This window comes from Vibrio sp. 970, assembly GCF_033339075.1.
This window is the reverse complement of record NZ_JAWOTW010000019.1, coordinates 58,631-81,579: the sequence shown is the minus strand read 5'-3', so window position 1 is coordinate 81,579 and position 22,949 is coordinate 58,631. Positions and strand designations below refer to the sequence as shown.

19 protein-coding genes are annotated in these 22,949 nt (G+C 46.4%); 8 read left to right on the top strand and 11 right to left on the bottom strand.

Going from position 1 to position 22,949, the window contains the following annotated elements:
* Positions 1-43: 43 nt before the first annotated feature.
* Genes hemG through R7Q11_RS21505 form a run of 3 tightly spaced genes read right to left on the bottom strand, consistent with a single transcriptional unit; the run spans position 44 to position 2,708 of the window.
* Positions 44-571, bottom strand: a complete 528-nt coding sequence (gene hemG / locus R7Q11_RS21515) for a menaquinone-dependent protoporphyrinogen IX dehydrogenase (protein WP_005378894.1) — start codon at positions 569-571, stop codon at positions 44-46.
* A gap of 9 nt (positions 572-580) precedes the next feature.
* Entirely contained in the window at positions 581-2,038 is a 1,458-nt protein-coding gene (locus R7Q11_RS21510) for a TrkH family potassium uptake protein (protein WP_005378893.1), read from the bottom strand.
* Between the two features lie 46 nt (positions 2,039-2,084).
* Positions 2,085-2,708, bottom strand: a complete 624-nt coding sequence (locus R7Q11_RS21505) for a YigZ family protein (RefSeq protein ID WP_225466712.1) — start codon at positions 2,706-2,708, stop codon at positions 2,085-2,087.
* Positions 2,709-2,969: 261 nt separating this feature from the next.
* On the opposite strand from R7Q11_RS21505, the gene fadB reads away from it, so the two are divergent.
* The 3 genes from fadB (at position 2,970) to R7Q11_RS21490 (ending at position 7,562) form a co-directional block, all read left to right on the top strand.
* Positions 2,970-5,141, top strand: a complete 2,172-nt coding sequence (fadB, locus tag R7Q11_RS21500) for a fatty acid oxidation complex subunit alpha FadB (protein ID WP_017635586.1) — start codon at positions 2,970-2,972, stop codon at positions 5,139-5,141.
* Positions 5,142-5,155: 14 nt separating this feature from the next.
* A complete protein-coding gene (fadA, locus tag R7Q11_RS21495; protein WP_006743176.1) occupies positions 5,156-6,331 on the top strand; it encodes an acetyl-CoA C-acyltransferase FadA in 1,176 nt (391 codons plus the stop codon).
* A 250-nt stretch (positions 6,332-6,581) separates the two neighbouring features.
* The gene (locus R7Q11_RS21490) at positions 6,582-7,562 is read left to right on the top strand and encodes an MDR family oxidoreductase (RefSeq protein ID WP_225466711.1); all 981 of its coding nucleotides are present in this window, start codon (positions 6,582-6,584) and stop codon (positions 7,560-7,562) included.
* Between the two features lie 52 nt (positions 7,563-7,614).
* On the opposite strand, the gene R7Q11_RS21485 is transcribed toward R7Q11_RS21490, so the two are convergent.
* Both R7Q11_RS21485 and R7Q11_RS21480 read right to left on the bottom strand, forming a co-directional pair.
* The gene (locus R7Q11_RS21485) at positions 7,615-8,559 is read right to left on the bottom strand and encodes a LysR family transcriptional regulator (protein WP_017821924.1); all 945 of its coding nucleotides are present in this window, start codon (positions 8,557-8,559) and stop codon (positions 7,615-7,617) included.
* A gap of 168 nt (positions 8,560-8,727) precedes the next feature.
* A complete protein-coding gene (locus R7Q11_RS21480) occupies positions 8,728-8,910 on the bottom strand; it encodes a hypothetical protein (RefSeq protein ID WP_005378880.1) in 183 nt (60 codons plus the stop codon).
* 133 nt (positions 8,911-9,043) lie between these two features.
* Between R7Q11_RS21480 and tusA the strand changes: the two genes are divergently transcribed.
* Positions 9,044-9,292 carry a sulfurtransferase TusA gene (gene tusA / locus R7Q11_RS21475; protein WP_033906598.1) on the top strand — a complete coding sequence of 83 codons (249 nt, stop codon included), beginning with the start codon at positions 9,044-9,046 and terminating at the stop codon, positions 9,290-9,292.
* A gap of 44 nt (positions 9,293-9,336) precedes the next feature.
* Here tusA and R7Q11_RS21470 read toward each other — a convergent pair whose 3' ends face one another.
* Positions 9,337-9,597: a hypothetical protein gene (locus R7Q11_RS21470; protein ID WP_005378878.1), complete on the bottom strand. Its 261-nt coding sequence runs from the start codon at positions 9,595-9,597 to the stop codon at positions 9,337-9,339.
* A 160-nt stretch (positions 9,598-9,757) separates the two neighbouring features.
* Positions 9,758-10,312, bottom strand: a complete 555-nt coding sequence (locus R7Q11_RS21465) for a TMEM165/GDT1 family protein (protein ID WP_005378877.1) — start codon at positions 10,310-10,312, stop codon at positions 9,758-9,760.
* Positions 10,313-10,796: 484 nt separating this feature from the next.
* Between R7Q11_RS21465 and glyQ the strand changes: the two genes are divergently transcribed.
* From glyQ to R7Q11_RS21445, 4 genes are all read left to right on the top strand, one after another.
* Complete coding sequence (gene glyQ, locus R7Q11_RS21460; protein WP_005383818.1) at positions 10,797-11,714, top strand: glycine--tRNA ligase subunit alpha; 918 nt, start codon at positions 10,797-10,799, stop codon at positions 11,712-11,714.
* A 13-nt stretch (positions 11,715-11,727) separates the two neighbouring features.
* Positions 11,728-13,794: a glycine--tRNA ligase subunit beta gene (gene glyS, locus R7Q11_RS21455; protein WP_225466710.1), complete on the top strand. Its 2,067-nt coding sequence runs from the start codon at positions 11,728-11,730 to the stop codon at positions 13,792-13,794.
* A gap of 217 nt (positions 13,795-14,011) precedes the next feature.
* Positions 14,012-16,096: an alpha-amylase gene (locus R7Q11_RS21450; RefSeq protein ID WP_225466709.1), complete on the top strand. Its 2,085-nt coding sequence runs from the start codon at positions 14,012-14,014 to the stop codon at positions 16,094-16,096.
* Positions 16,097-16,325: 229 nt separating this feature from the next.
* A complete protein-coding gene (locus R7Q11_RS21445; protein WP_042523899.1) occupies positions 16,326-17,579 on the top strand; it encodes a valine--pyruvate transaminase in 1,254 nt (417 codons plus the stop codon).
* Between the two features lie 126 nt (positions 17,580-17,705).
* Here R7Q11_RS21445 and R7Q11_RS21440 read toward each other — a convergent pair whose 3' ends face one another.
* The 4 genes from R7Q11_RS21440 to recF all read right to left on the bottom strand — a co-directional run bounded on the left by R7Q11_RS21440 (position 17,706) and on the right by recF (position 22,947).
* A complete protein-coding gene (locus R7Q11_RS21440; RefSeq protein WP_005378857.1) occupies positions 17,706-18,143 on the bottom strand; it encodes an Hsp20 family protein in 438 nt (145 codons plus the stop codon).
* Positions 18,144-18,676: 533 nt separating this feature from the next.
* Complete coding sequence (locus R7Q11_RS21435) at positions 18,677-19,093, bottom strand: GreA/GreB family elongation factor (protein WP_017821918.1); 417 nt, start codon at positions 19,091-19,093, stop codon at positions 18,677-18,679.
* Positions 19,094-19,436: 343 nt separating this feature from the next.
* The gene (gyrB, locus tag R7Q11_RS21430) at positions 19,437-21,854 is read right to left on the bottom strand and encodes a DNA topoisomerase (ATP-hydrolyzing) subunit B (protein WP_042523897.1); all 2,418 of its coding nucleotides are present in this window, start codon (positions 21,852-21,854) and stop codon (positions 19,437-19,439) included.
* 13 nt (positions 21,855-21,867) lie between these two features.
* Positions 21,868-22,947, bottom strand: coding sequence for a DNA replication/repair protein RecF (recF, locus tag R7Q11_RS21425; RefSeq protein ID WP_005378839.1), 1,080 nt, complete (start codon positions 22,945-22,947; stop codon positions 21,868-21,870).
* Positions 22,948-22,949: the final 2 nt, after the last annotated feature.

Sequence of the window (22,949 nt, the reverse complement as noted above, 5' to 3'; positions counted from 1 at the left end):
CGGATAAATTTGCATCAAAAGCGGTCAAAAGAGCACGTTATTTCTACAGTTCTCTAAATTTATCTGCGAAAAGAGCCACTTTTTCCCAATTGGTGTACTCCACCTCTTTGGTCGTATCGGTTTCGCCACCCGTCATCGACATAATGAACCTAATCATAGTTCTGTCGAACCAGCTATAACGTGGGTAATAAAGTGCACCAGCAAAAACACCGATTAGCGTTGGTTTCCAAGGCGACTTAATTAGGAACTTGCGAATGTAGGCACTACCTTCAGGTGTATCCTTTCCTTGGTCCTCTTTACGAGCGGTTAGGTTTACGCAGAAAAATGCCACTTTATTTTGCTCCAATTGATTGAGGTTTCGCTCAATAAACTGGTATAGCTTTTTATTAAGATGGCCATAGCGAATAGAGGCGCCTATCAATACTCTGTCGTATTGGCTGAAGTCAATCGTCTCGACATTATGTAAATCCACCAGCTCACAATCGAAATCTGGAAGTTGTTCATCTATATAGTGGAGAATTTTTTTAGTCTGCCCTTCGCGGGAAGAGTATAGAAATAATGCTTTTGCCACGATTTCCCCTTAGCTACGCCAAAACGTCGGCGTAAGTAGAATAAGTAAGGTAAAGATTTCCAAACGACCAAACAGCATAGAAACTATTAATACCCATTTTGCTTTGTCGTTAACATCACCAAAGTGAAGCGCCACTTCTCCCAAGCCAGGACCGAGGTTGTTCAGAGTCGCAGCCACCGCCGAGAACGCACTGAGCTCATCCATTCCTGTTGCAATCAACCCCAACATACAAACCACAAATACCAATGCGTATGCGGAGAAGAAACCCCAAACCGCATCGACAACACGTTGCGGTAGGGCACTGCCACCTACTTTGATGGTGTAAACCGCGCGTGGATGGACTAAACGTTTTAGTTCACGCGCACCTTGTAAGGTAAGAAGCAGGATACGGATCACTTTCATGCCGCCGCCTGTTGAACCAGCACAACCACCTATAAAGGAAGAGAACAATAACAGCACAGGTAAGAAGAGCGGCCAATCCGCAAAACCTGTTGTCGTAAAGCCCGCTGTTGTGGATATTGATACGGTTTGGAACAGAGCCTGATCGAAAGCATCGTATGTCGATGTGTAAGAGTGATGTTTCAGTAATAATAGAAAGCAAATGATAAATAGCAGCACTTGAATAAACAAGAAGGCGCGAAACTCAGGATCTTTCCAGTAATACTTGGGATGTACGCCACCTGATGCAAATGCAGCAAAGTGCAGTGTGTAATTACATGCAGATATAAGCAGAAAAACCACCGTAATCAGGTTAATCGCGTAACTATCAAAGTATCCGATGCTGGCATCGTGGGTAGAGAAGCCACCAATGGCAATGGTGGAAAAGCTGTGACTGATGGCGTCAAATGGCGTCATACCAGCTAACCAAAAAGCCGAAGCACAGGCGATAGTCAGGCTCAAATAGATGTACCAAAGCGCCTTAGCAGTTTCTGCTATGCGCGGCGTCACTTTAGTATCCTTGACTGGACCTGGGATCTCGGCGCGGTAAAGCTGCATACCACCGATGCCAAGTACTGGCAAAATCGCCACCGCTAATACGATGATTCCCATACCGCCGAACCACTGCAGTAACTGTCGATAGAATAGAATCGCTTTAGGTAACTCATCCAAACCAACAATAACGGTCGCCCCGGTCGTCGTGAGAGCAGAAAACGATTCAAAAAACGCATCTGTCACTGAGACGTTCGGATTGTCAGCAATGAGAAAGGGGATCGAGCCTGCACTGCCAAGTACTGTCCAGAATAAGACGACAATAAGAAAGCCATCTCGAGCTTTAAGCTCGTGCTTATACCTGCGGTTTGGGTACCAACAAACGGCCCCACAAAACAGCAGAACAAAAAATGTCGTGACAAAAGGCACACCAGCACCATCTCGATAGATCAGCGCAACGAGTGCTGGCGCAAGCATAGTGACACTAAAGAGTGCGAGCAGTAGCCCGACGATTCGAATAATTGAACGAAATTGCATGGATAAATTGACTAGCGAAGCTGTCCCTGTTGCTTCCTGTTTTTCATTATTGTCCGTCTAGCGGAGTGACAATTGCCTTTGCCCCGCTTTTATTGATGATTGCTTGGGTAAACGCGCTCACTTCTCGAAGCTCAATTTCCACCACTAATACCACCTGATCGCTGTATTCAGCCTCGACTTCTATTGCACCAAATTGCGGCATGATTGACTGTGCGATCGGCATAAACCCATAGTCTAACGTTAGTCTGAGCTTTGTGGTTATTTTTTTCTCAATAGTTTGAAGCAGCTTGAGCGCTTGTTGAACCCCACCCCCATACGCTTTAACCAAGCCGCCTGTACCTAACTTGATTCCACCAGAGTATCGCGTGACCACAGCCATGATCTCCCCCACCCCAGATCCAGACAGCTGCGCCAGGATTGGTTTGCCTGCTGTTCCGGACGGCTCCCCATCATCACTAAAGCCCCATTTCATTGAATCTTCCGGGCGACCAGCAACAAAGCCCCAACAGTTATGTCTGGCATCAGCGTGTTTAGCTTTGATTTGATCAACAAATGCTTTTGCAGCTTCGATACTTGGCGTGTGTGCCAAATAAGTAATGAAGACGCTCTTTTTAATTTCTTCTTCAAATTGAGCGGGCTCTGCTGGGATCAGATAAGGCTTGTCATTCATAGGATTATGGATTCATGTCTATTTGCCTGAAGTCTATCACGAGTGTGATTTACCCGTCGCATAAGATCTGCCACAGCGCACAATGTTAAACACTTGTTTAAAAAATGTATTGAAATTAGACAATCCACGATCCAAACTAACTTTACTGGTCAAACCAGAACAAAAATAAAACGACTTCCTCGATACCTATTTGCCGAGGTACACGGCGTCGTTGAAATAGGTATACAGACAATCCACGATTGTATGTCATGGAGATAGACAATGATTTACCAAGCCGAAACCCTACAGGTAAAGGAAATACAAGATGGTATTGCAGAGCTAAGCTTCTGCTCTCCAAAATCCGTCAACAAACTCGACCTAGCGACATTAGAATCGCTAGATAAAGCTCTTGATGCGCTCATTGCCCATCAAGGCCTCAAGGGGTTGTTGCTCACTTCAGATAAAGACGCATTCATTGTAGGCGCAGACATTACCGAGTTTTTAGGTCTGTTTGCTAAAACGGATGCCGAGCTCGACCAATGGCTGCAATTTGCTAATAGCATCTTTAACAAATTAGAAGACTTACCCGTTCCGACCATCTCAGTGATCAAAGGCCACGCTCTTGGTGGCGGTTGTGAATGTGTGCTAGCAACAGACATGCGTATTGGTGACAAAACCACCAGCATCGGCCTACCAGAAACGAAACTGGGAATCATGCCTGGCTTTGGTGGTTGTGTACGCTTACCTCGCGTTATTGGCGCAGACAGCGCAATGGAAATCATCACCCAAGGTAAAGCATGCCGTGCGGATGAAGCATTGAAAATTGGCTTACTCGATGCAGTTGTAGAGACTGATGCTTTATACGAATCAGCACTACAAACTCTTAACTCTGCAATTAACGAGAAACTTGACTGGCAAGCACGCCGAGCACAGAAAACATCTCCGCTAACGCTGAGTAAGCTTGAATCAATGATGAGTTTCACCATGGCGAAGGGTCTGGTGGCACAAAAAGCAGGCCCTCACTACCCTGCCCCAATGACAGCCGTTATCACGATTGAAGAAGGTGCTCGCTTTGCACGTAATGAAGCGTTAGACATTGAACGTAAGCACTTCGTGAAATTGGCTAAATCGGAAGAAGCAAAATCACTCGTTGGCCTATTCCTTAATGATCAATACATCAAAGGCATTGCGAAAAAAGCAGCGAAGTCAGCAAGTAAAGACACGCAACGTGCAGCCGTGTTAGGTGCAGGTATCATGGGTGGCGGCATTGCTTACCAATCAGCGCTAAAAGGTGTGCCTGTCATAATGAAAGACATCGCGCAAGCGTCGCTCGACCTAGGCATGACTGAAGCATCTAAGCTGCTGAATAAACGCTTATCTCGCGGTCGCATTGATGGCTTTAAGATGGCGGGTATTTTAGCGTCAATCACACCGAGCCTACATTACGCAGGTATTGAAAACTCTGATGTGATTGTTGAAGCTGTCGTTGAAAACCCGAAAGTAAAAGCAGCAGTTTTAAGTGAAGTTGAATCCCATGTCGGTGACGACACCGTTATCACCTCAAACACCTCGACGATTCCTATCAACCTATTGGCAAAATCACTAAAACGCCCAGAAAACTTCTGTGGTATGCACTTCTTCAACCCAGTGCATCGTATGCCTCTTGTTGAGATCATCCGTGGTGAGCATACCTCTGATGAAACCATCAATCGTGTTGTGGCGTATGCTGCGAAAATGGGCAAATCACCAATTGTCGTTAATGACTGCCCAGGGTTCTTCGTTAACCGCGTATTGTTCCCATACTTTGGCGGCTTCAGCATGCTACTTCGTGATGGTGCTGACTTTACGAAAATCGACAAAGTCATGGAGCGTAAATTTGGCTGGCCGATGGGACCGGCGTACTTGCTTGACGTAGTCGGCATTGATACCGCGCACCACGCACAAGCTGTGATGGCTGACGGTTTCCCTGAGCGTATGGGTAAACAAGGTCGTGATGCGATTGATGCACTGTTCGAAGCAGACAAATATGGTCAGAAAAATGGTAATGGCTTCTACAGCTACACCATAGATAAAAAAGGTAAGCCGAAGAAAACCTTCTCCGAAGCGATCTTACCGGTACTTGCTGACGTTTGTGCCGATAAGCAGGACTTTGACGATCAGACCATCATTCAACGTATGATGATTCCAATGATTAACGAAGTGGTGCTGTGCCTACAAGAAGGCATCATCGCGACTCCGCAGGAAGCAGATATGGCATTGGTTTATGGTCTTGGTTTCCCTCCATTCCGCGGTGGCGTATTCCGCTATCTAGACAGCGTGGGTATTGCTGAATACGTTGAAATGGCAAAACAACACGCCGAGCTAGGTGCGATGTACCAAGTACCGCAAATGCTGATTGATATGGCGGCGAAAGGTGAAAGCTTTTACGGTGCACAACAGCAAGGTTCTATCTAAGGAGGGATTCTAAAATGACTAATCAAACAAGAAATGTTGTCGTAGTCGATTGTCTACGTACTCCAATGGGTCGCTCTAAAGGTGGTGCTTTCCGTCATACACGAGCAGAAGATCTATCTGCGCGCCTAATGAAAGGCATTCTTGCGCGTAACCCACAAGTGAACCCAAGCGAGATTGAAGACATCTACTGGGGCTGTGTACAGCAAACACTAGAGCAAGGCTTTAACGTTGCACGTAATGCGGCGCTGCTTGCTGGTCTGCCGATTGAAATTGGCGCCGTGACGGTGAACCGCTTGTGTGGCTCATCAATGCAAGCGCTTCACGACGGTACACGTGCCATCATGACTGGCGATGCTGAAATCTGCCTAATTGGTGGTGTTGAGCACATGGGGCATGTGCCAATGAACCACGGTGTAGACTTTCACCCAGGTATGTCAAAGAACGTAGCAAAAGCTGCGGGCATGATGGGCTTAACGGCTGAAATGCTTGGTAAATTACATGGTATTAGCCGTGAGCAACAAGACGAGTTTGCCGCTCGCTCTCACGCTCGTGCGCACGCAGCAACCGTAGAGGGTCGTTTTAAAAACGAAATTCTACCAATTGAAGGCCACGCAGCAGACGGCACACTGTTCACTCTGGATTACGACGAAGTGATTCGCCCTGAAACATCCGTTGAAGGTCTATCTCAACTTCGCCCAGTGTTCGACCCTGCAAACGGTACAGTAACAGCCGGTACTTCATCGGCGCTGTCCGATGGTGCATCAGCGATGTTGATCATGAGTGAAGAGAAAGCTAATGAGCTTGGTTTGAAGATTCGTGCACGTATTAAAGGCATGGCCATTGCGGGCTGCGATCCTTCTATTATGGGTTACGGTCCTGTACCTGCGACGAAAAAAGCGCTCAAGCGTGCCGGTCTTTCAATTGAAGACATGGATGTGGTTGAGCTAAACGAAGCATTTGCCGCGCAGTCTCTGCCGTGTGCTAAAGACTTAGGCCTGCTTGATGTTATGGATGAGAAGGTCAACCTTAACGGTGGTGCGATAGCATTGGGTCATCCACTAGGCTGTTCTGGTTCACGTATCTCAACAACGTTGATCAACCTAATGGAAGCGAAAGACGCGAAATACGGTCTGGCCACCATGTGTATCGGTTTGGGTCAGGGCATTGCGACAGTATTTGAACGACCATAACAGTTCAAGACGTTGTTGTAGTGATCGAGCCAACAATCATAAGCAAATGAACTAGTACTAAAATTTTTAGTATTACACTTAAGGGCGACAATTGATGTCGCCCTTTGTTTTACATCAAACATGCATGAAGAGCATACATTAAATGCTCAAGTTTCATTTTATTCATAGACAAAGAAGACATACACTTAGACCAGTTAATATCTTGCTGCATGTGACCCAGAGTCATGCTACCGCACAATCGGAGAACCTTATGTTTAATGCTCTAGTTCTAAATCAAGAAGACAAACGTACTATCGCTAACATCGAGCAAATCGATGAAACACAACTGCCTGAAGGCGACGTTCTGATTGACGTTGATTACTCATCGTTAAACTACAAAGACGGTCTTGCGATCACAGGTAAAGGTAAAATCATCCGTAACTTCCCGATGGTGCCAGGTATTGACCTAGCAGGTACGGTAGTAAGCTCAGAAGACGACCGCTACCAAGCTGGTGACAAAGTTGTCCTTACTGGCTGGGGCGTGGGTGAAAACCACTGGGGTGGTATGTCTCAGCGTGCTCGTCTAAAAGCGGATTGGCTAGTACCACTACCAAAAGGTCTAGACAGCAAGAAAGCAATGATGGTTGGTACTGCTGGCTTCACTGGTATGCTGTGTGTTCAAGCACTGCTTGATGCATGCATCAAACCTGAAAATGGCGAAATCCTAGTAACTGGCGCAAGTGGCGGTGTAGGCTCAGTCGCAGTAACGCTTCTAGCACAGCTTGGCTACAAAGTTGCTGCAGTGACAGGTCGTGTAGAGAAAAACGGCCCGCTACTTGAAAAACTAGGTGCTAGCCGCATCATCGACCGTACTGAATTTGAAGAACCAGCACGTCCGCTTGAAAAACAAGTATGGGCAGGTGCGGTTGATACTGTAGGCAGCAAAGTACTAGCAAAAGTATTGGCGCAAATGGATTACAACAGTGCAGTTGCAGCTTGTGGTCTTGCAGGTGGTTTTGATCTACCAACCACAGTGATGCCGTTCATCCTACGTAATGTTCGCCTACAAGGTGTGGACTCAGTAATGTGCCCAACAAAGAAACGTATCGCTGCATGGGAAAAGCTGGTCGAGCTACTACCAGACAGCTACTTCGAGCAAGCGTGTACTGAAGTTGCTCTTGCTGAAGCACCGAAATATGCAGAAGACATCACCAACGGTCAAGTAACGGGTCGTGTGGTTATCAAGCTATAAACACTGACTCAGTGTAAACAGACGAAGAGCCGGCATTGCTGGCTCTTTTTTGTTAGCAGTTCAGTCCCATATCTTCGATACGTTTAGCTATCAGACGGCTACACTCTTCACGCACAATCGTTCTTAACCATTCTTGAGCGGGAGAATGCTCGCAACGCGCATGCCAAATCATCGAGTATTCAAACGGCGTGAATTGGAATGGTAACGGTTTCACCACCAAGTCATAACGCTCGGCAACCAGATACGCCAAGTCCGCTGGCACTGTGATGATAATTGGCAAGGTATCCATGATCGCCAATGCGGCTTCTAAATGATAAGCCCGCAGAACCATTTTACGCTTAGGTTTCTCCATCAAAGCTTGTTCGATCAGTGCCTTAACACCATCACTGATGGCGATCATGGCATGTGGATGACTCAGATAATCATCCAAGCTCATTTCTTTATTCGCTAATGGATGCTGTTTTGAAAGCATACACAGCACCCCCACTCGCCCCAACACTTCACTGCGTAGAGGCTCCACCGGGCCTGTCGGGCGACAAATCGCTAAGTCTGCACCTTCATAAGTGAGCTGATCTGATAAACGGTCGTGTTGCAGTGGTAAGAAGTTGAAAGACACATTTGGTGCTTCTTGGTAAATTCTCGGCAAAGCGAACGGTAATATCGTTTGCATGGCATAATCGGTGGTCACGATGTTGAAAGTCTGTACGCATTGCAATGGGTCAAACTCAACCGGAGATAACAACTGACGTAAAGACTCTAATGGCTCGCCCAATGAGCGATCGATCTCTAACGCTTTCTGAGTTGGGATCAAATGCTGTCCCTGACGAGTAAACAGCGGGTCTCCCAATAAGTCGCGTAGACGACCAAGCACACGACTCATTGCCGATTGACTCAAGTTCAGACGTGTTGCCGCCTTACTGACACTGTTTTCTTCTATCAGTACTCGCAACGCAACCAGTAAATTTAAATCTCGGCGATAGATATCTTCCAGTTCCACGAATTAGCCACTTATTTTGTATGTGTTTGGGTAAATTGTACTCTTTAGGCAAAAAAAATCCCGCCTTTCAGCGGGGAAGCCCAAGAAAAATGGGGATAGTGTCGGAATGAAGTGTCGGTAAAAAATAGGTGAGCGTTATTAAAAGCATTCTGATCCAAGCAAGAAGCGCTAATTTTCTTGCTCAGATGCGCCAGACCATCTGCGCATCTCGATCCAAATCCCAATAATAGTGGCAACCATGCCTACGAGAGGCGTCAAAGAGGTGTCAGCTGGCGTCCTAAGTACCAATGCACAGAACGAGATAAAACACAGCACTGAGTAAATCGTAAGTCTGTCTAACGCTGTTAACATTGCCTCTCCCTTGCCAGTTGTTACCAAATTGTTAATTTAAGGTAAAACAAAAAATTCGGTTTGCCAAGTGGTTATTGAATATTTTTTCAACGAAAGTAAAATTCAACGCTCAGTTAGTTACGAGAATCACACTATGAGCTTTAATCCTGAACTGGCAAACAAGACATTAGAGGCGCAAGGACTGCGCTGCCCAGAGCCAGTGATGATGGTCAGGAAGACAATTCGCAACATGCAAGATGGTGAGATTTTGCTGGTCAAAGCAGACGATCCATCCACAACTCGAGACATTCCGAGTTTCTGCCGCTTTATGGACCACCAATTAGTTGCGGCACAAACGGAGCAAGTTCCGTATCAGTACCTGATCAAGAAAGGATTGGAATAATCTGGTCGAACTAAAAACGGCAGCCTATATTGGCTGCCGTTTGTTTATTCGTCGTATTCGAGTGTGCGAACTTCTGATTGGAGCTTGTTAAGTTGTTTCTTCATTGCCCGCATCTCTTCATGCATAGGAATGATGTGAGCGACACGAATCCACGCTTCTACTGTCAATCCAGTAAGAACGAACGATCCTGCTACAATCGGTAACCACATATCAGTTAGCACCATCGCTAGTAAACACAGCGCTAAACCAAAAGTGAATAAATAACTCTGACTCTTCGGGGACATCCCCATGTAACGTGTAAGCATAAACTTGCCCTCTCGCTATCATTCACACCATTAAACTACCATGACAAGTATGACACTTATATGTCATCCGTCACGCAACGGAACGATTTAGAGTCAGAGTTTGAACTCGCGCAGCACGCCACTAATGATTGATAACTCACATCATTTCACGTGCAAAAAATCAGAACAGTGCAGCCCCTATTGCCAGAGCAATAAACAAAAATGCGGTGATTTTACGGATCAGCCCTAAAGGCATCTTGTCGGCCGACAATTTACCAATCAGGACCACAGGTACATTCGCCAGCAGCATACCGATTGTGGTACCGATAATCACCAAACTTAACGCATCCGCGTATTGCGCCCCTAAGATGGAAGTGGCGATCTGAGTTTTATCGCCTATCTCCGCAACGAAGAACGCGATAAAGCTGGCAATAAATGGGCCTCGATTAGAAATCTGCTCGTCATCATCCAGTTTGTCCGGGATCAGAACCCAAGCCGCCATCGCGACAAAACTGACCACCAGCACCCACTTTAAAATCTCAGGTGATAGATAGTCTGCGACAACCACACCTAACCATGCAGCCAAAGCGTGGTTGGCAATAGTTGCCAAAAAGATTGCTGCAATAATTGGGATTGGTTTTCGGTAACGACTTGCGAGTAATAGAGATAGCAATTGGGTCTTATCGCCAATTTCTGCTAACGCTACAGTAGTAATTGAAATAGCTAAAACGCTCACGACATGCTCATTGGGGCAGGGATTATTATTTTTAACCGAAGACAAACCTCACGCCCCTACCCCGGTTCGTGATGATTTGTCTAAGGTCTTGCTAAACTTGAAAGGCTTCAAGTCTCGAACGCCATGGTGATTTTGCACCAATTATGTTGACGGACGAACCAGATGAAACAGAAACTTCATCAGGTAAGCTACTCCCCAAAGACAGGCGCAATTCTAGCCACCTTTGTTGCGCTTCTCAAGAGCCAAAGCAGGCAAAAACTCCCTTTTAGGAAAAATACAGCAGATAACGCGGTAAAAATTCATTAAAGGAGAAAATCGCCCACGAATTAATCAAGATTAGCTCTACTCCCATGCTCAATATCTGGTTATACTAGATTGTTAATTTATTCAACCGTAATTACTCTTTATCGCCGTTGTTAGAGTTGAAAAACTCGGCATAGATGACGAATTAACGAGTAACAAGAGAATCGCGCGAACCTGACTTATGCAAAAATACGATATCAAAACCTTCCAGGGAATGATCCTCGCGCTGCAGGATTATTGGGCTCAAAATGGTTGTACCATTGTTCAACCGCTAGATATGGAAGTGGGTGCGGGTACCTCTCACCCAATGACCTGTCTACGAGCGCTTGGCCCAGAGCCAATGTCGACAGCTTATGTACAACCTTCACGTCGTCCTACTGATGGCCGTTACGGTGAAAACCCTAACCGTCTTCAGCACTACTACCAATTCCAAGTAGCGCTAAAACCATCGCCTGACAATATTCAAGAGTTGTACCTTGGCTCCCTTGAAGTTCTTGGTATTGACCCTCTTGTACACGACATCCGTTTCGTAGAAGACAACTGGGAAAACCCAACACTAGGCGCATGGGGTCTGGGCTGGGAAGTTTGGCTAAACGGCATGGAAGTGACTCAGTTTACTTACTTCCAGCAAGTTGGTGGTCTTGAGTGTAAGCCAGTAACTGGTGAGATCACTTACGGTATCGAACGTCTAGCAATGTACATCCAAGAAGTAGACTCTGTTTACGACCTAGTTTGGAACATCGCACCAGACGGCAGCAAAGTGACTTACGGTGACATCTTCCACCAAAACGAAGTAGAGCAATCAACTTACAACTTCGAGCACGCAGACGTTGAATTCCTATTTGGCTTCTTCGAACAGTGTGAAAAAGAGTGTAAAGAGCTACTTGAGCTTGAAAAGCCACTGCCACTACCTGCTTACGAGCGCATTCTAAAAGCCGGTCACGCATTCAACCTACTAGACGCACGTAAAGCGATCTCAGTAACTGAACGCCAACGTTACATCCTACGCATCCGCAACCTGACGAAAGCAGTTGCAGAAGCATACTACGCATCGCGTGAAGCTCTTGGCTTCCCAATGTGTAAGAAAGAACAAGCGTAAGGGGTAGAGTAACATGGCAAAAGAATTTCTAATCGAGCTAGGTACAGAAGAGCTACCACCAACGCAACTTCGCACTCTAGCTGAAGCATTCGCAGCAAACTTCGAAGCAGAACTAAAAGGCGCTGAGCTTGCTCACGAAGGCGTGAAATGGTTCGCGGCACCTCGTCGTCTTGCACTTAAAGTCGCAGCACTAGCAGACAGCCAGTCTGACAAAGTTGTTGAAAAACGTGGTCCTGCGGTTTCTGCAGCGTTTGACGCGGAAGGCAACCCAACAAAAGCGGCTCAAGGCTGGGCACGCGGTTGTGGCATCACGGTTGACCAAGCAGAGCGCATGGTTACAGACAAAGGTGAATGGCTACTGTTCAAACAAGAAGTGAAAGGTCAGCCAACGTCTGAGATCGTCGTTGAACTTGCAGCGAAAGCACTAGCAAACCTACCTATCGCAAAACCAATGCGCTGGGGTAACAAAACAACTCAGTTCATCCGTCCAGTTAAGACGCTAACCATGCTAATGGGCAGCGACCTAATCGAAGGCGAGATCCTTGGTGTCGCTTCAGACCGCACTATCCGTGGTCACCGCTTCATGGGTGAGCAAGAGTTCACTATCGATTCTGCTGAGCAATACCCTGCGATTCTAGAAGAGCGCGGTAAAGTAATGGCAGATTACGAAGCGCGTAAAGCAATCATCCTAGCTGACGCACAAAAAGCGGCAGCAGCGGTTGGCGGTATCGCTGACCTAGAAGATGACCTAGTAGAAGAAGTAACGTCTCTGGTTGAATGGCCAGTGGTACTAACAGCGAAGTTTGAAGAAGAGTTCCTAAAAGTGCCTTCTGAAGCGTTGGTATACACCATGAAAGGTGACCAAAAATACTTCCCTGTTTACGACGAAAACAAGAAGCTACTACCTAACTTCATCTTCGTATCGAACATCGAATCAAAAGAGCCTCGTTACGTAATCGAAGGTAACGAGAAAGTAGTTCGCCCTCGTCTTGCTGACGCAGAGTTCTTCTTCAACACAGACCGTAAGCGTCCGCTTATCGACCGTCTGCCTGAACTAGAGCAAGCGATCTTCCAAAAGCAACTGGGTACGATCAAAGACAAAACAGACCGCATCACAGAACTTGCTGGCTACATTGCTGAGCAAATCGGTGCTGACGTTGAGAAATCAAAGCGTGCTGGTCTACTAGCAAAATGTGACCTAATGACCTCAATGGTATTCGAATTCACGGATACTCAAGGTGTTATGGGTATGCACTATGCTCGCCACGACGGTGAAGCAGAAGAAGTTGCAGTAGCACTGAACGAGCAATACATGCCTCGTTTCGCAGGTGATGAACTGCCATCAAACGGCGTTTCAACTGCAGTTGCAATGGCAGACAAGCTAGACACTATCGTAGGTATCTTCGGTATTGGTCAAGCGCCTAAAGGCAGCGACCCATTCGCACTACGCCGCGCATCTCTAGGTGTACTACGTATCATCGTTGAATACGGCTACAACCTAGATCTTGTTGACCTAGTAGCGAAAGCGAAGTCACTATTTGGTGAGCGTCTAACCAACGACAATGTTGAACAAGACGTTATCGAGTTCATGCTTGGTCGTTTCCGTGCTTGGTACCAAGACGAAGGCTTCAGTGTAGACATCATTCAAGCAGTTCTAGCGCGTCGTCCTACAAAACCAGCAGACTTTGACCAACGAGTTAAAGCGGTTTCTCACTTCCGTGAACTAGAAGCAGCTGAGTCTCTAGCAGCAGCGAACAAACGTGTAGGTAACATCCTAGCGAAATTCGACGGCGAACTAGCAGCAGACATCGACCTAGCACTTCTACAAGAAGACGCAGAGAAAACACTAGCAGAAAGCGTTGAAGTAATGACAGAAGCGCTAGAGCCAGCATTTGCTACAGGTAACTACCAAGAAGCCCTAAGCAAGCTAGCTGACCTACGTGAACCAGTTGATGCGTTCTTTGATAACGTAATGGTAATGGCAGACGACGAAGCACTTAAGAAAAACCGTCTGACACTACTGAACAACCTGCGTAACCTGTTCCTACAGATCGCAGACATTTCTTTGCTTCAAAAGTAATTCATTACTCTTCGAAGTGATTAAGAAATAAGTAAAAGGGAAGCAGATGCTTCCCTTTTTTGTTGCCTTCAAACCGATGAAGGTGACGCTTATTATTCATTTTGTGAACAAGACTAAAATTTGTAGGGTGAGACGCGTTTAACTTGTTGGTATAGAGCTCGGATTGTAGAGGCACAGTTTTGCTATAACTGGACTGTTTATTCGGGGGAAGGACACAATGAAAAAAACAATTCTCGCACTCTCTATCGGTCTACTGAGCGCCTGCAGCCAGATTCCAGAAAATGCCATCGTATTAAGCGTTGGTGATGATACCGCTGTTTTTGAGGAAAACTCACAGGGCTTACTTGTCGCCGAGCAAAAACTCGAAAAAGGCAGCTACACCTTTACCATTGCCGACAGTAATCAAAGCTGTGGAAGTAGCTTTGCCCTAGCAGAAGAAGATCGCATTAAGTTCAATCGTCCATTAAAAATGGATAACTGCGCCACTGATGCACAAATGCCGCTGCGCATCTTCAAAGCCAATACCTATCAATTTACGCTCAATCCAACCACCAATGAGCTGACGGTAAAAATCAAACCAAAACAGAGTCAGGACATCACCTACTCTTGCCCTGTCGCAACTGACGCGCCAAAAACCATCAACGTTACTCAAACCTTTAATGATGGCACTGTCGTTCGCGATGCCTTAACCGGACAAGAAACCACAGTCGCCAATGGCAGCGTCACCATGCAGCCGAGTCCTATGAGCCAAGGTCTATTGCTGCTAGAAGAAGTTGAACAGCAAGCCGACAAACCGTTCAGTTGGGACAATGCGACGGTGTACTTCGTCATGACCGACCGCTTCTACAATGGCAACCCAGACAACGACAACAGCTACGGTCGCAGCAAAGACGGAAAATATGAGATTGGTACCTTCCACGGTGGTGACTTATCGGGTCTAACGAAAAAACTCGATTACATCGAATCACTTGGTGTCAATGCTATCTGGATAACCTCACCACTGGAACAAATCCACGGCTGGGTTGGCGGCGGCGATAAAGGCGACTTTAAGCACTACGGCTACCACGGCTACTATCACCAAGATTGGACCAAGCTTGATGCCAACATGAGTACCGAAGATGAACTCAGAACCTTCGTCGATACTGCCCATAAGAAAGGTATCCGCGTGATTTGGGATGTGGTCATGAACCACACAGGTTATGCGACATTAGCAGACATGCAGGAATTCGGATTTGGTCAACTTTACCTTGATGACCAAGAAGCCAAACAAGTACTTGGTGAAAAATGGACCGACTGGCAACCAAAATCAGGACAAAGCTGGCACAGCTTTAACGACTACATCAAATACGGTGATAGCGAAGCGTGGGAAAAATGGTGGGGCAAAGATTGGATTCGCACCGACATTGGCGATTACGATGCGCCGGGCTACAACGACATCACCATGTCTTTGAACTACCTACCGGATCTCAAAACCGAATCGACGCAGAAAACCGGACTACCAAACTTCTTCCGCAATAAATACACCAATGCGCAAGATGAACTGCAAACCCCGCGTGAGCATCTGATTACGTGGTTATCCGACTGGGTACGTGATTACGGCATTGATGGCTTCCGCGTCGATACCGCCAAACACGTTGAGATGGAAGCGTGGGCAGAGCTCAAAGCAAGTACCACTCAAGCCCTCGCCGAATGGAAACAAAACCACCCCGACAAAGCACTAGACGATCTGCCATTTTGGATGACCGGCGAAGTGTGGGCACACAGCGTGGTGAAGAGCCCGTATTTCGATAACGGCTTCGATTCGATCATCAACTTCGAGTTCCAATCTGACGTGGCTCCAAAAGCGCTAAAGTGTTTCGCTCAACTTGATAATGATTACCGCCGCTATGCAGAACGTATTAACTCCGATCCTGAGTTCAACGTGTTGAGTTACCTGTCTTCGCACGATACTCAACTGTTTTGGTCGGCACGCAGCCGCAGCTTTGATGACCAAGCTCGCGCCGCCAATGCGTTAATGCTGGCACCGGGTGCAGTACAAATCTACTATGGCGATGAGATAGCTCGTGATTTTGGCATTACTGGTTCAGACGCCCACCAAGGCACACGCTCAGATATGCCATGGGATAAGATTCATGGCGAGCGTGAGGATCTACTGCAACATTGGCAAAAGTTGGGCGAATTCCGTAAACGCCACCCAGCGGTAGCTCAAGGTAAGCACATCACTCGCAACCAAGAAGGTTATTACGCGTTTGAACGCCAATACCAAGACGACAAGGTGTTGATTGTTTACACCGGTGAGTAAATCACACTCTCTCCACCAGCAAGGGAAGCATAAGCTTCCCTTTTTTATTGTTCTTTTTGCCCTTTTGTCTCGTTCCTCTGGTCTGATGACGCACTTTTTTCTTTTTCGGCTTAATTCACACTTTGCGTTAATTACACATTGAGGTAAGGTCAAGGATTACTCGATAAGCCGATAAAACATCGGCATAAACATACACAAAGCAATCACAATGAATTAGGTATAAGTCAGCATGCAGTTCTCAAAGTTTGGTGAAAAATTTAATCAGTATTCAGGTATTACGCAGTTAATGGACGATTTGAATGATGGTCTGCGCACACCAGGTGCCATCATGCTCGGTGGAGGTAATCCTGCCGCCATTCCTGCCATGCTCGATTACTTTCACCAAGCCAGTGAGGAAATGCTCGCCAGTGGGGAGCTCGTCGCCGCCCTCGCCAACTACGATGGCCCGCAGGGTAAAGACGCGTTCGTCAAAGCGCTAGCTCAGTTATTCCGTGAAACTTACGGCTGGGATATTTCCGAAAAGAACATCAGCCTAACTAACGGTAGCCAGAGTGGCTTCTTCTACTTGTTCAACTTGTTGGCAGGTAAACAGCCAGACGGTTCGCACAAGAAAGTGCTACTGCCTATCGCACCTGAATACATCGGTTATGGTGATGCTGGCATTGATGAAGATATCTTTATCTCTTACCACCCAGAAATCGAGCTGTTAGATAACGGTCTGTTTAAATACCACGTCGATTTTGAGCAGCTAACCGTCGACGACTCTGTTGCGGCAATCTGTGCATCTCGTCCAACCAACCCAACGGGTAATGTACTGACAGACGAAGAAGTACGTAAGCTGGACAAGCTAGCACGTGAGAACAACATCCCGCTGATCATCGATAACGCCTACGGTCTACCTTTCCCGAACATCATCTTTGAAGATGTCGAACCGTTCTGGAATGAAAACACCATCCTATGCATGAGCCTATCTAAGCTTGGTTTACCGGGCGTGCGTTGTGGCATTGTGATTGCGAGTGAAGAAATCACGCAAGCATTAACCAATATGAACGGCATCATCAGCCTAGCGCCGGGCAGTGTTGGTCCAGCGCTGGCAAACCATATAATTGGCAAAGGTGATCTGCTTAAACTGAGTTCAGAGGTGATTAAGCCGTTCTACAAGCAAAAATCACAACGAGCGGTTGAACTGCTCCAACAAGCAGTTACCGATGAGCGATTCCGCATCCACAAGCCGGAAGGCGCTATCTTCTTGTGGTTATGGTTTGATGAACTGCCAATCACAACAATGGAACTGTACCAACGCTTGAAAGCGCGTGGCGTATTGATTGTCCCTGGTGAATATTTCTTTATTGGTCAGCAAGACGAGTGGGATCACGCGCACCAATGCCTGCGTATGAACTACGTTCAAGATGATGAGATGATGCAAAAAGGCATTGCGATTATCGCTGAAGAAGTGGAAAAGGCTTACCGCGAAGGTAAATAGACGGATTGAACTCAGCCGTTCTTCTCTTTGAAATTACAGCTTTAAAATAGCGGATTTGAAAACCCCAAACTAAAAAGAGCGCCCATATGGCGCTCTTTCTCATTCTATAACCGGGTGGTTAACTGATTAGTTGTTCTCAATCAGGTTGTTGCCACCGATAGCAATCTTACGTGGTTGCATGGCTTCAGGGATTTCACGAACTAAATCGATATGAAGCAGACCGTTTTCCATTGATGCACCCACGACTTTTACGTAATCCGCTAGCTGGAATTTACGTTCAAAATCACGTTCTGCAATACCTTGGTAAACGTAGTTTTTGCCTTCTTCTGCTTTACGTTCGCCCTTCACAATCAACATGTTTTCGTTTTGAGTCAGATCGAGCTGTTCTTCAGCAAAGCCAGCAACGGCCATAGTAATACGGTAGTTGTGCTCGTCTTTTTGCTCAATGTTGTATGGAGGGTAACCGCCAGAAGTATTTTTCGCTGTATTCGCTTCCATCAGGTTTAGCAGACGATCAAAGCCAATTGCATTACGGTATAGTGGTGAGAAATCTACATTACGCATAAATCTATCCTCTTAATTAAGCAATAGTCTTAGTTCAGATGAGTTCAATCCTACTGGCGTGTTTATGCAAAAACCAACGCCGAACTAAGAGATTCTTATCATTCCACTGGCCTTGGTTTGGCTCGGAGACATGATATTGAATCTAAAGGTTTAAGTTGTGTGCTAAAACGCCATATCCTCTTCTGAGCGATCTCGTTTTAGCGATTTCAGAGGGCTGGTCTTCTAGTCTCTAGCAAGCCAGTCACCCTCTTCATAACTAGATATAAGGTCGTCAAAAATGACTTTCAAGGGAAAAAACAAAAAATTTTTAAAGCATCCACTATCCCCTTGAACAGCTTAGTTCCTCATCACTTCGCGATCAGTGATAAAAAGCCCGCCGTTCTGGAGGGCTCAATCTACACTTTACTTGCGGGAGGATTTACGCGCTTTTACAACGCCCTTTTCTGCCGCCTTTTCCTGCTTTAGTTTGCGCTTTTCTTTTAGACTCAACTGCGGTTGTTTCTTTTCTTTCTTACTCATGACTTCACCTCTATTTATTGGCACAACAGACAACCACACAGCATTTTCTGAGCTGGTGGTTGCGATTGATGAACAATTTCAGTAATCACAAAGCAGCGTCGCTGATTAAAAATTTCCACTTCGAGCGCATCATTTTTAGCTCGACCTAATAGTCGAGACCCCAAATAAGAATCGACCGCGAGCATACCTGTCATGGGTTGCCCCTTGCGCGAGCTGACCAATGTCATGCGATATTGATAGGCGCGTTCAACATCCACTAAGCGAACCGTGTCCCCAACCGCAATACGAGTTCGGTTACGGCAATGGGCTTGTTGCTCGCAGGTTTCAAATAGCGATAACAACCTTAGTGGTGATTGATAGGTTAAAAAGCGACTGGTTAACCACCAAGTTCGCAGCGCCAAGCAGTACGCTGAGAACCAGCGTTCAAACATGATTATTTCCTTCTTAATGCCTTGTCTTACAAATAAATTCAGTGCATTGAACCGGAAGTGCATCACTTCCGGCTTAGTTCAGGAAAGTCATCACCATTTTCTTAGTCTCCTTATTCATCAGCTCTTCAGCACTATAGCGAGCAGAAAAAAGAAAGCAAAAACGCTCAAGCGAACAAAATGGCGAGAAAAAAAGAAAACAGAAATAAAATGGCAGGCTTGATCGGGTTGTTGGCAGTTAGTACCAGAAAAACATCCGCTTTAGCAGAAAGTGGCGATTTTAGCTGGTGGTACAACAAAAAAAGCAGCGATTTCTCGCTGCTTTTTACTATCACGAACAGTGTCGTTATACGTCTAGGTTCGCTACTTTCAGTGCGTTCTCTTCGATGAAGTTACGACGAGGTTCTACTTGGTCACCCATTAGCGTAGTGAACAGTTGATCTGCGCCTACCGCATCTTCAATCGTTACCTGCATCATACGACGAGTTTCTGGGTCCATGGTGGTTTCCCAAAGTTGGTCTGGGTTCATCTCACCTAGACCTTTGTAGCGCTGACGGCTTAAGCCACGCATTGACTCTTTCACTAACCAGTCAAGCGCTTCTGCAAAGTTTGCCACTGGCATAGTACGCTCACCACGTTTGATGTACGCGCCTTCTTCCAGAAGTCCATCAAGTGCTTCTGATAGATCGGCCAACTTGCGGTACTCTTTCGAGTTTAGGAAGTCGATGCTAATTGCATGTTCGTGCGTCACGCCGTGAGTACGAACCACAATCTTAGGCAAGTTTAAGCCTAGCTCTTCGTGCTGCTCAACTTCGTAGCTGTACTGGCTTGCACCCACTTCTTTCGCATTCAGCTGTTCAATAAGCTGCTTCGTCCAAGCTTCCACAACTGATGCGTCATGGCATTGCTCTGGCGTTAGGCGAGGAGTGTAAATCAACTCGTTTACCAAAGCACTTGGGTAACGACGGCTCATACGTTCCGCCAGTTTAATACCCGCATTGTACTGTTGAACAAGCTTCTCTAGTGCTTCACCTGCCAATGCTGGTGCTTCTGCGTTTACGTGTAGCGATGCGTTGTCCAGAGCCAATGATACTTGGTATTGGTTCATCGCTTCTTCATCTTTGATGTACTGCTCTTGTTTGCCTTTTTTCACTTTGTATAGTGGTGGCTGAGCGATGTACACATAGCCACGCTCGATAAGCTCTGGCATTTGACGGTAGAAGAAGGTCAACAGTAGCGTACGGATGTGCGAACCATCGACATCGGCATCGGTCATGATGATGATGTTGTGGTAACGAAGCTTGTCCGGGTTGTACTCGTCACGACCGATACCACAACCAAGTGCAGTGATCAGCGTTGCTACTTCTTGCGAAGACAGCATCTTGTCGAAACGCGCTTTTTCTACGTTAAGAATCTTACCTTTTAGCGGTAGGATTGCTTGGTTCTTACGGTTACGGCCTTGTTTTGCGGAGCCGCCTGCCGAATCACCCTCCACTATGTATAGTTCAGAGAGTGCCGGATCTTTTTCCTGACAGTCTGCAAGTTTACCTGGAAGGCCAGCTAGGTCTAGTGCACCTTTACGGCGCGTCATTTCACGAGCTTTACGCGCTGCTTCACGAGCACGTGCTGCATCGATGATTTTCGAACAAACCATCTTCGCTTCTGTCGGGTTCTCAATCAGAAACTCAGACAGTTTTTCACCCATTGCAGACTCAACAGCTGATTTCACTTCAGAAGAAACCAGTTTGTCTTTTGTTTGGCTTGAGAACTTAGGATCAGGCACTTTCACCGAAACAACCGCAGTTAGACCTTCACGCGCATCGTCGCCTGAAGTCGCTGTTTTCGCTTTCTTCGAGAAACCTTCTTTATCCATAAAGCTGTTCAATGTACGTGTTAGCGCAGCACGGAAACCAGCAAGGTGAGTACCACCATCACGCTGTGGGATATTGTTGGTAAAGCAGAAGATGTTCTCTTGGAAACCATCGTTCCATTGCATCGCCACTTCAACTGAAATGCCGTCTTCACGCTCAGAGTTAAAGTGGAAGATTTTTTCGATGATTGGCGTTTTGTTGGTGTTTAGGTGATCAACGAACGCTTGAATACCACCTTCATACATGAAGTGATCATGTTTGTCCGCTTCACGTTCATCAACCAATTTGATCGACACACCAGAGTTCAGGAATGACAGTTCACGCAGGCGTTTCGCCAGAATGTCATAGTGGAACTCAGTGTTAGAGAACGTTTCGGCACTTGGCCAGAAACGAATTTGTGTACCGGTTTTATCCGTATCACCCACAACAGCTAGTGGCGCTTGAGGCTCACCATGGCGGTAGGTTTGCGTATGGATATGGCCACCACGATGAATCGTTAGCTCAACTTTCTCTGATAGTGCGTTTACTACTGAAACACCTACCCCGTGAAGACCACCCGATACTTTGTATGAGTTATCGTCGAACTTACCACCCGCGTGAAGAACCGTCATGATTACTTCTGCTGCAGAGACATTTTCCTCTGAGTGGATTTCTGTTGGAATGCCACGACCATCATCGCTAACGGAAACCGAGTTATCCTCATGAATTGTCACAACGATGTCTTTACAGTGACCTGCCAACGCTTCATCAATTGAGTTATCCACCACCTCGAAAACCATGTGGTGAAGGCCGGTGCCGTCGTCCGTATCGCCGATGTACATTCCTGGACGCTTACGTACCGCATCCAGACCCTTCAGTACCTTAATACTCGATGAATCGTAATTTTCAGACATGAGTTTCTCTCTTCTAGTTTGACTCTATCCTGCCATGTTCCACATGAAACAATTTACCGTTATCGTCCAACATATCGGCGATTTGGCTTTCAGTGATAGAGCTTACAAATACTTGTGCGCCCGTCTCTTTTAAGCAGTCAGCAAGACGCTTGCGACGTTGGCTATCTAATTCCGACGCGAAGTCATCAATTAGGTAAATGCATTGTTTACCGGCCATCTCTGTCAGGTGTTGCCCTTGCGCTACACGCAATGCACACACCATGAGTTTTAATTGACCGCGTGACAGAACATCTTCAACGGGCGTTCCGTTCACTTTAATGCGCAAATCAGCTTTGTTTGGGCCACTAAAGGTGTATCCCAATGCCTGATCACGCTCAAAATTCTTTTCTAGTATCTCGTGGTATGGAGTGTCTTTATCCCAGCCACGATAATACTTCAATTGGATCTCAAATTCTGGCAAAAATGTCTGACAGATAGTTTCTGCGACAGTTTTCATCTGCTCGATGTAACTTGCTCGCCATTGGCTGATGTTTTCAGCCAATCCTGCCATTTCCTGATCCCAATAACTGAGCTCACGATAACTATTGGCGGTTTTCAACAACGCGTTGCGCTGCTTGTTCAGGCGCTTGAACCTTCCCCATGCTTGATAAAAAGCGGGCTCGGTATGAAACACGCCCCAATCAATAAACGCACGACGATGTTTAGGGCCATCTGTCAGTAAATCAAACCCTTCTGGGTGTATCAACTGCAGAGGCAGAACTTGTGCCAACTGCGCTAATTTTTGTCCAGATTGACCGCCTATTTTAACCTCTGTTGAGCCATCACGCTGCTTATTAATGCCGATAGGTAGCTCAAATTGATCCGAGTTCAAAAAACGACCATGAACAAACAGTTCGTCACACTCATTTTGTATCACTCGTCCGGTGAGAGAGCTCTTGAATGAGCGGCCATGCCCGAGCAGATAAACCGCTTCTAAGACACTGGTTTTACCGCTGCCGTTCGGCCCGATAAGAAAGTTAAAGCCTGCTGATAACTCAATATCACAGGCTTTAATGTTTCGAAACTGCTGAATGATGAGACGAGAAAGAGGCATTC

What these genes read in the sequence shown, in the direction of transcription:
- R7Q11_RS21510 (WP_005378893.1), bottom strand. Translation starts at nt 2,038, where the DNA reads ATGCAATTTCGTTCAATTATTCGAATCGTCGGGCTACTGCTCGCACTC.
- R7Q11_RS21505 (WP_225466712.1), bottom strand. Translation starts at nt 2,708, where the DNA reads ATGAATGACAAGCCTTATCTGATCCCAGCAGAGCCCGCTCAATTTGAA.
- fadB (WP_017635586.1), top strand. Translation starts at nt 2,970, where the DNA reads ATGATTTACCAAGCCGAAACCCTACAGGTAAAGGAAATACAAGATGGT.
- fadA (WP_006743176.1), top strand. Translation starts at nt 5,156, where the DNA reads ATGACTAATCAAACAAGAAATGTTGTCGTAGTCGATTGTCTACGTACT.
- R7Q11_RS21490 (WP_225466711.1), top strand. Translation starts at nt 6,582, where the DNA reads ATGTTTAATGCTCTAGTTCTAAATCAAGAAGACAAACGTACTATCGCT.
- R7Q11_RS21480 (WP_005378880.1), bottom strand. Translation starts at nt 8,910, where the DNA reads ATGTTAACAGCGTTAGACAGACTTACGATTTACTCAGTGCTGTGTTTT.
- tusA (WP_033906598.1), top strand. Translation starts at nt 9,044, where the DNA reads ATGAGCTTTAATCCTGAACTGGCAAACAAGACATTAGAGGCGCAAGGA.
- R7Q11_RS21470 (WP_005378878.1), bottom strand. Translation starts at nt 9,597, where the DNA reads ATGCTTACACGTTACATGGGGATGTCCCCGAAGAGTCAGAGTTATTTA.
- glyQ (WP_005383818.1), top strand. Translation starts at nt 10,797, where the DNA reads ATGCAAAAATACGATATCAAAACCTTCCAGGGAATGATCCTCGCGCTG.
- glyS (WP_225466710.1), top strand. Translation starts at nt 11,728, where the DNA reads ATGGCAAAAGAATTTCTAATCGAGCTAGGTACAGAAGAGCTACCACCA.
- R7Q11_RS21450 (WP_225466709.1), top strand. Translation starts at nt 14,012, where the DNA reads ATGAAAAAAACAATTCTCGCACTCTCTATCGGTCTACTGAGCGCCTGC.
- R7Q11_RS21445 (WP_042523899.1), top strand. Translation starts at nt 16,326, where the DNA reads ATGCAGTTCTCAAAGTTTGGTGAAAAATTTAATCAGTATTCAGGTATT.
- R7Q11_RS21440 (WP_005378857.1), bottom strand. Translation starts at nt 18,143, where the DNA reads ATGCGTAATGTAGATTTCTCACCACTATACCGTAATGCAATTGGCTTT.
- R7Q11_RS21435 (WP_017821918.1), bottom strand. Translation starts at nt 19,093, where the DNA reads ATGTTTGAACGCTGGTTCTCAGCGTACTGCTTGGCGCTGCGAACTTGG.
- gyrB (WP_042523897.1), bottom strand. Translation starts at nt 21,854, where the DNA reads ATGTCTGAAAATTACGATTCATCGAGTATTAAGGTACTGAAGGGTCTG.
- recF (WP_005378839.1), bottom strand. Translation starts at nt 22,947, where the DNA reads ATGCCTCTTTCTCGTCTCATCATTCAGCAGTTTCGAAACATTAAAGCC.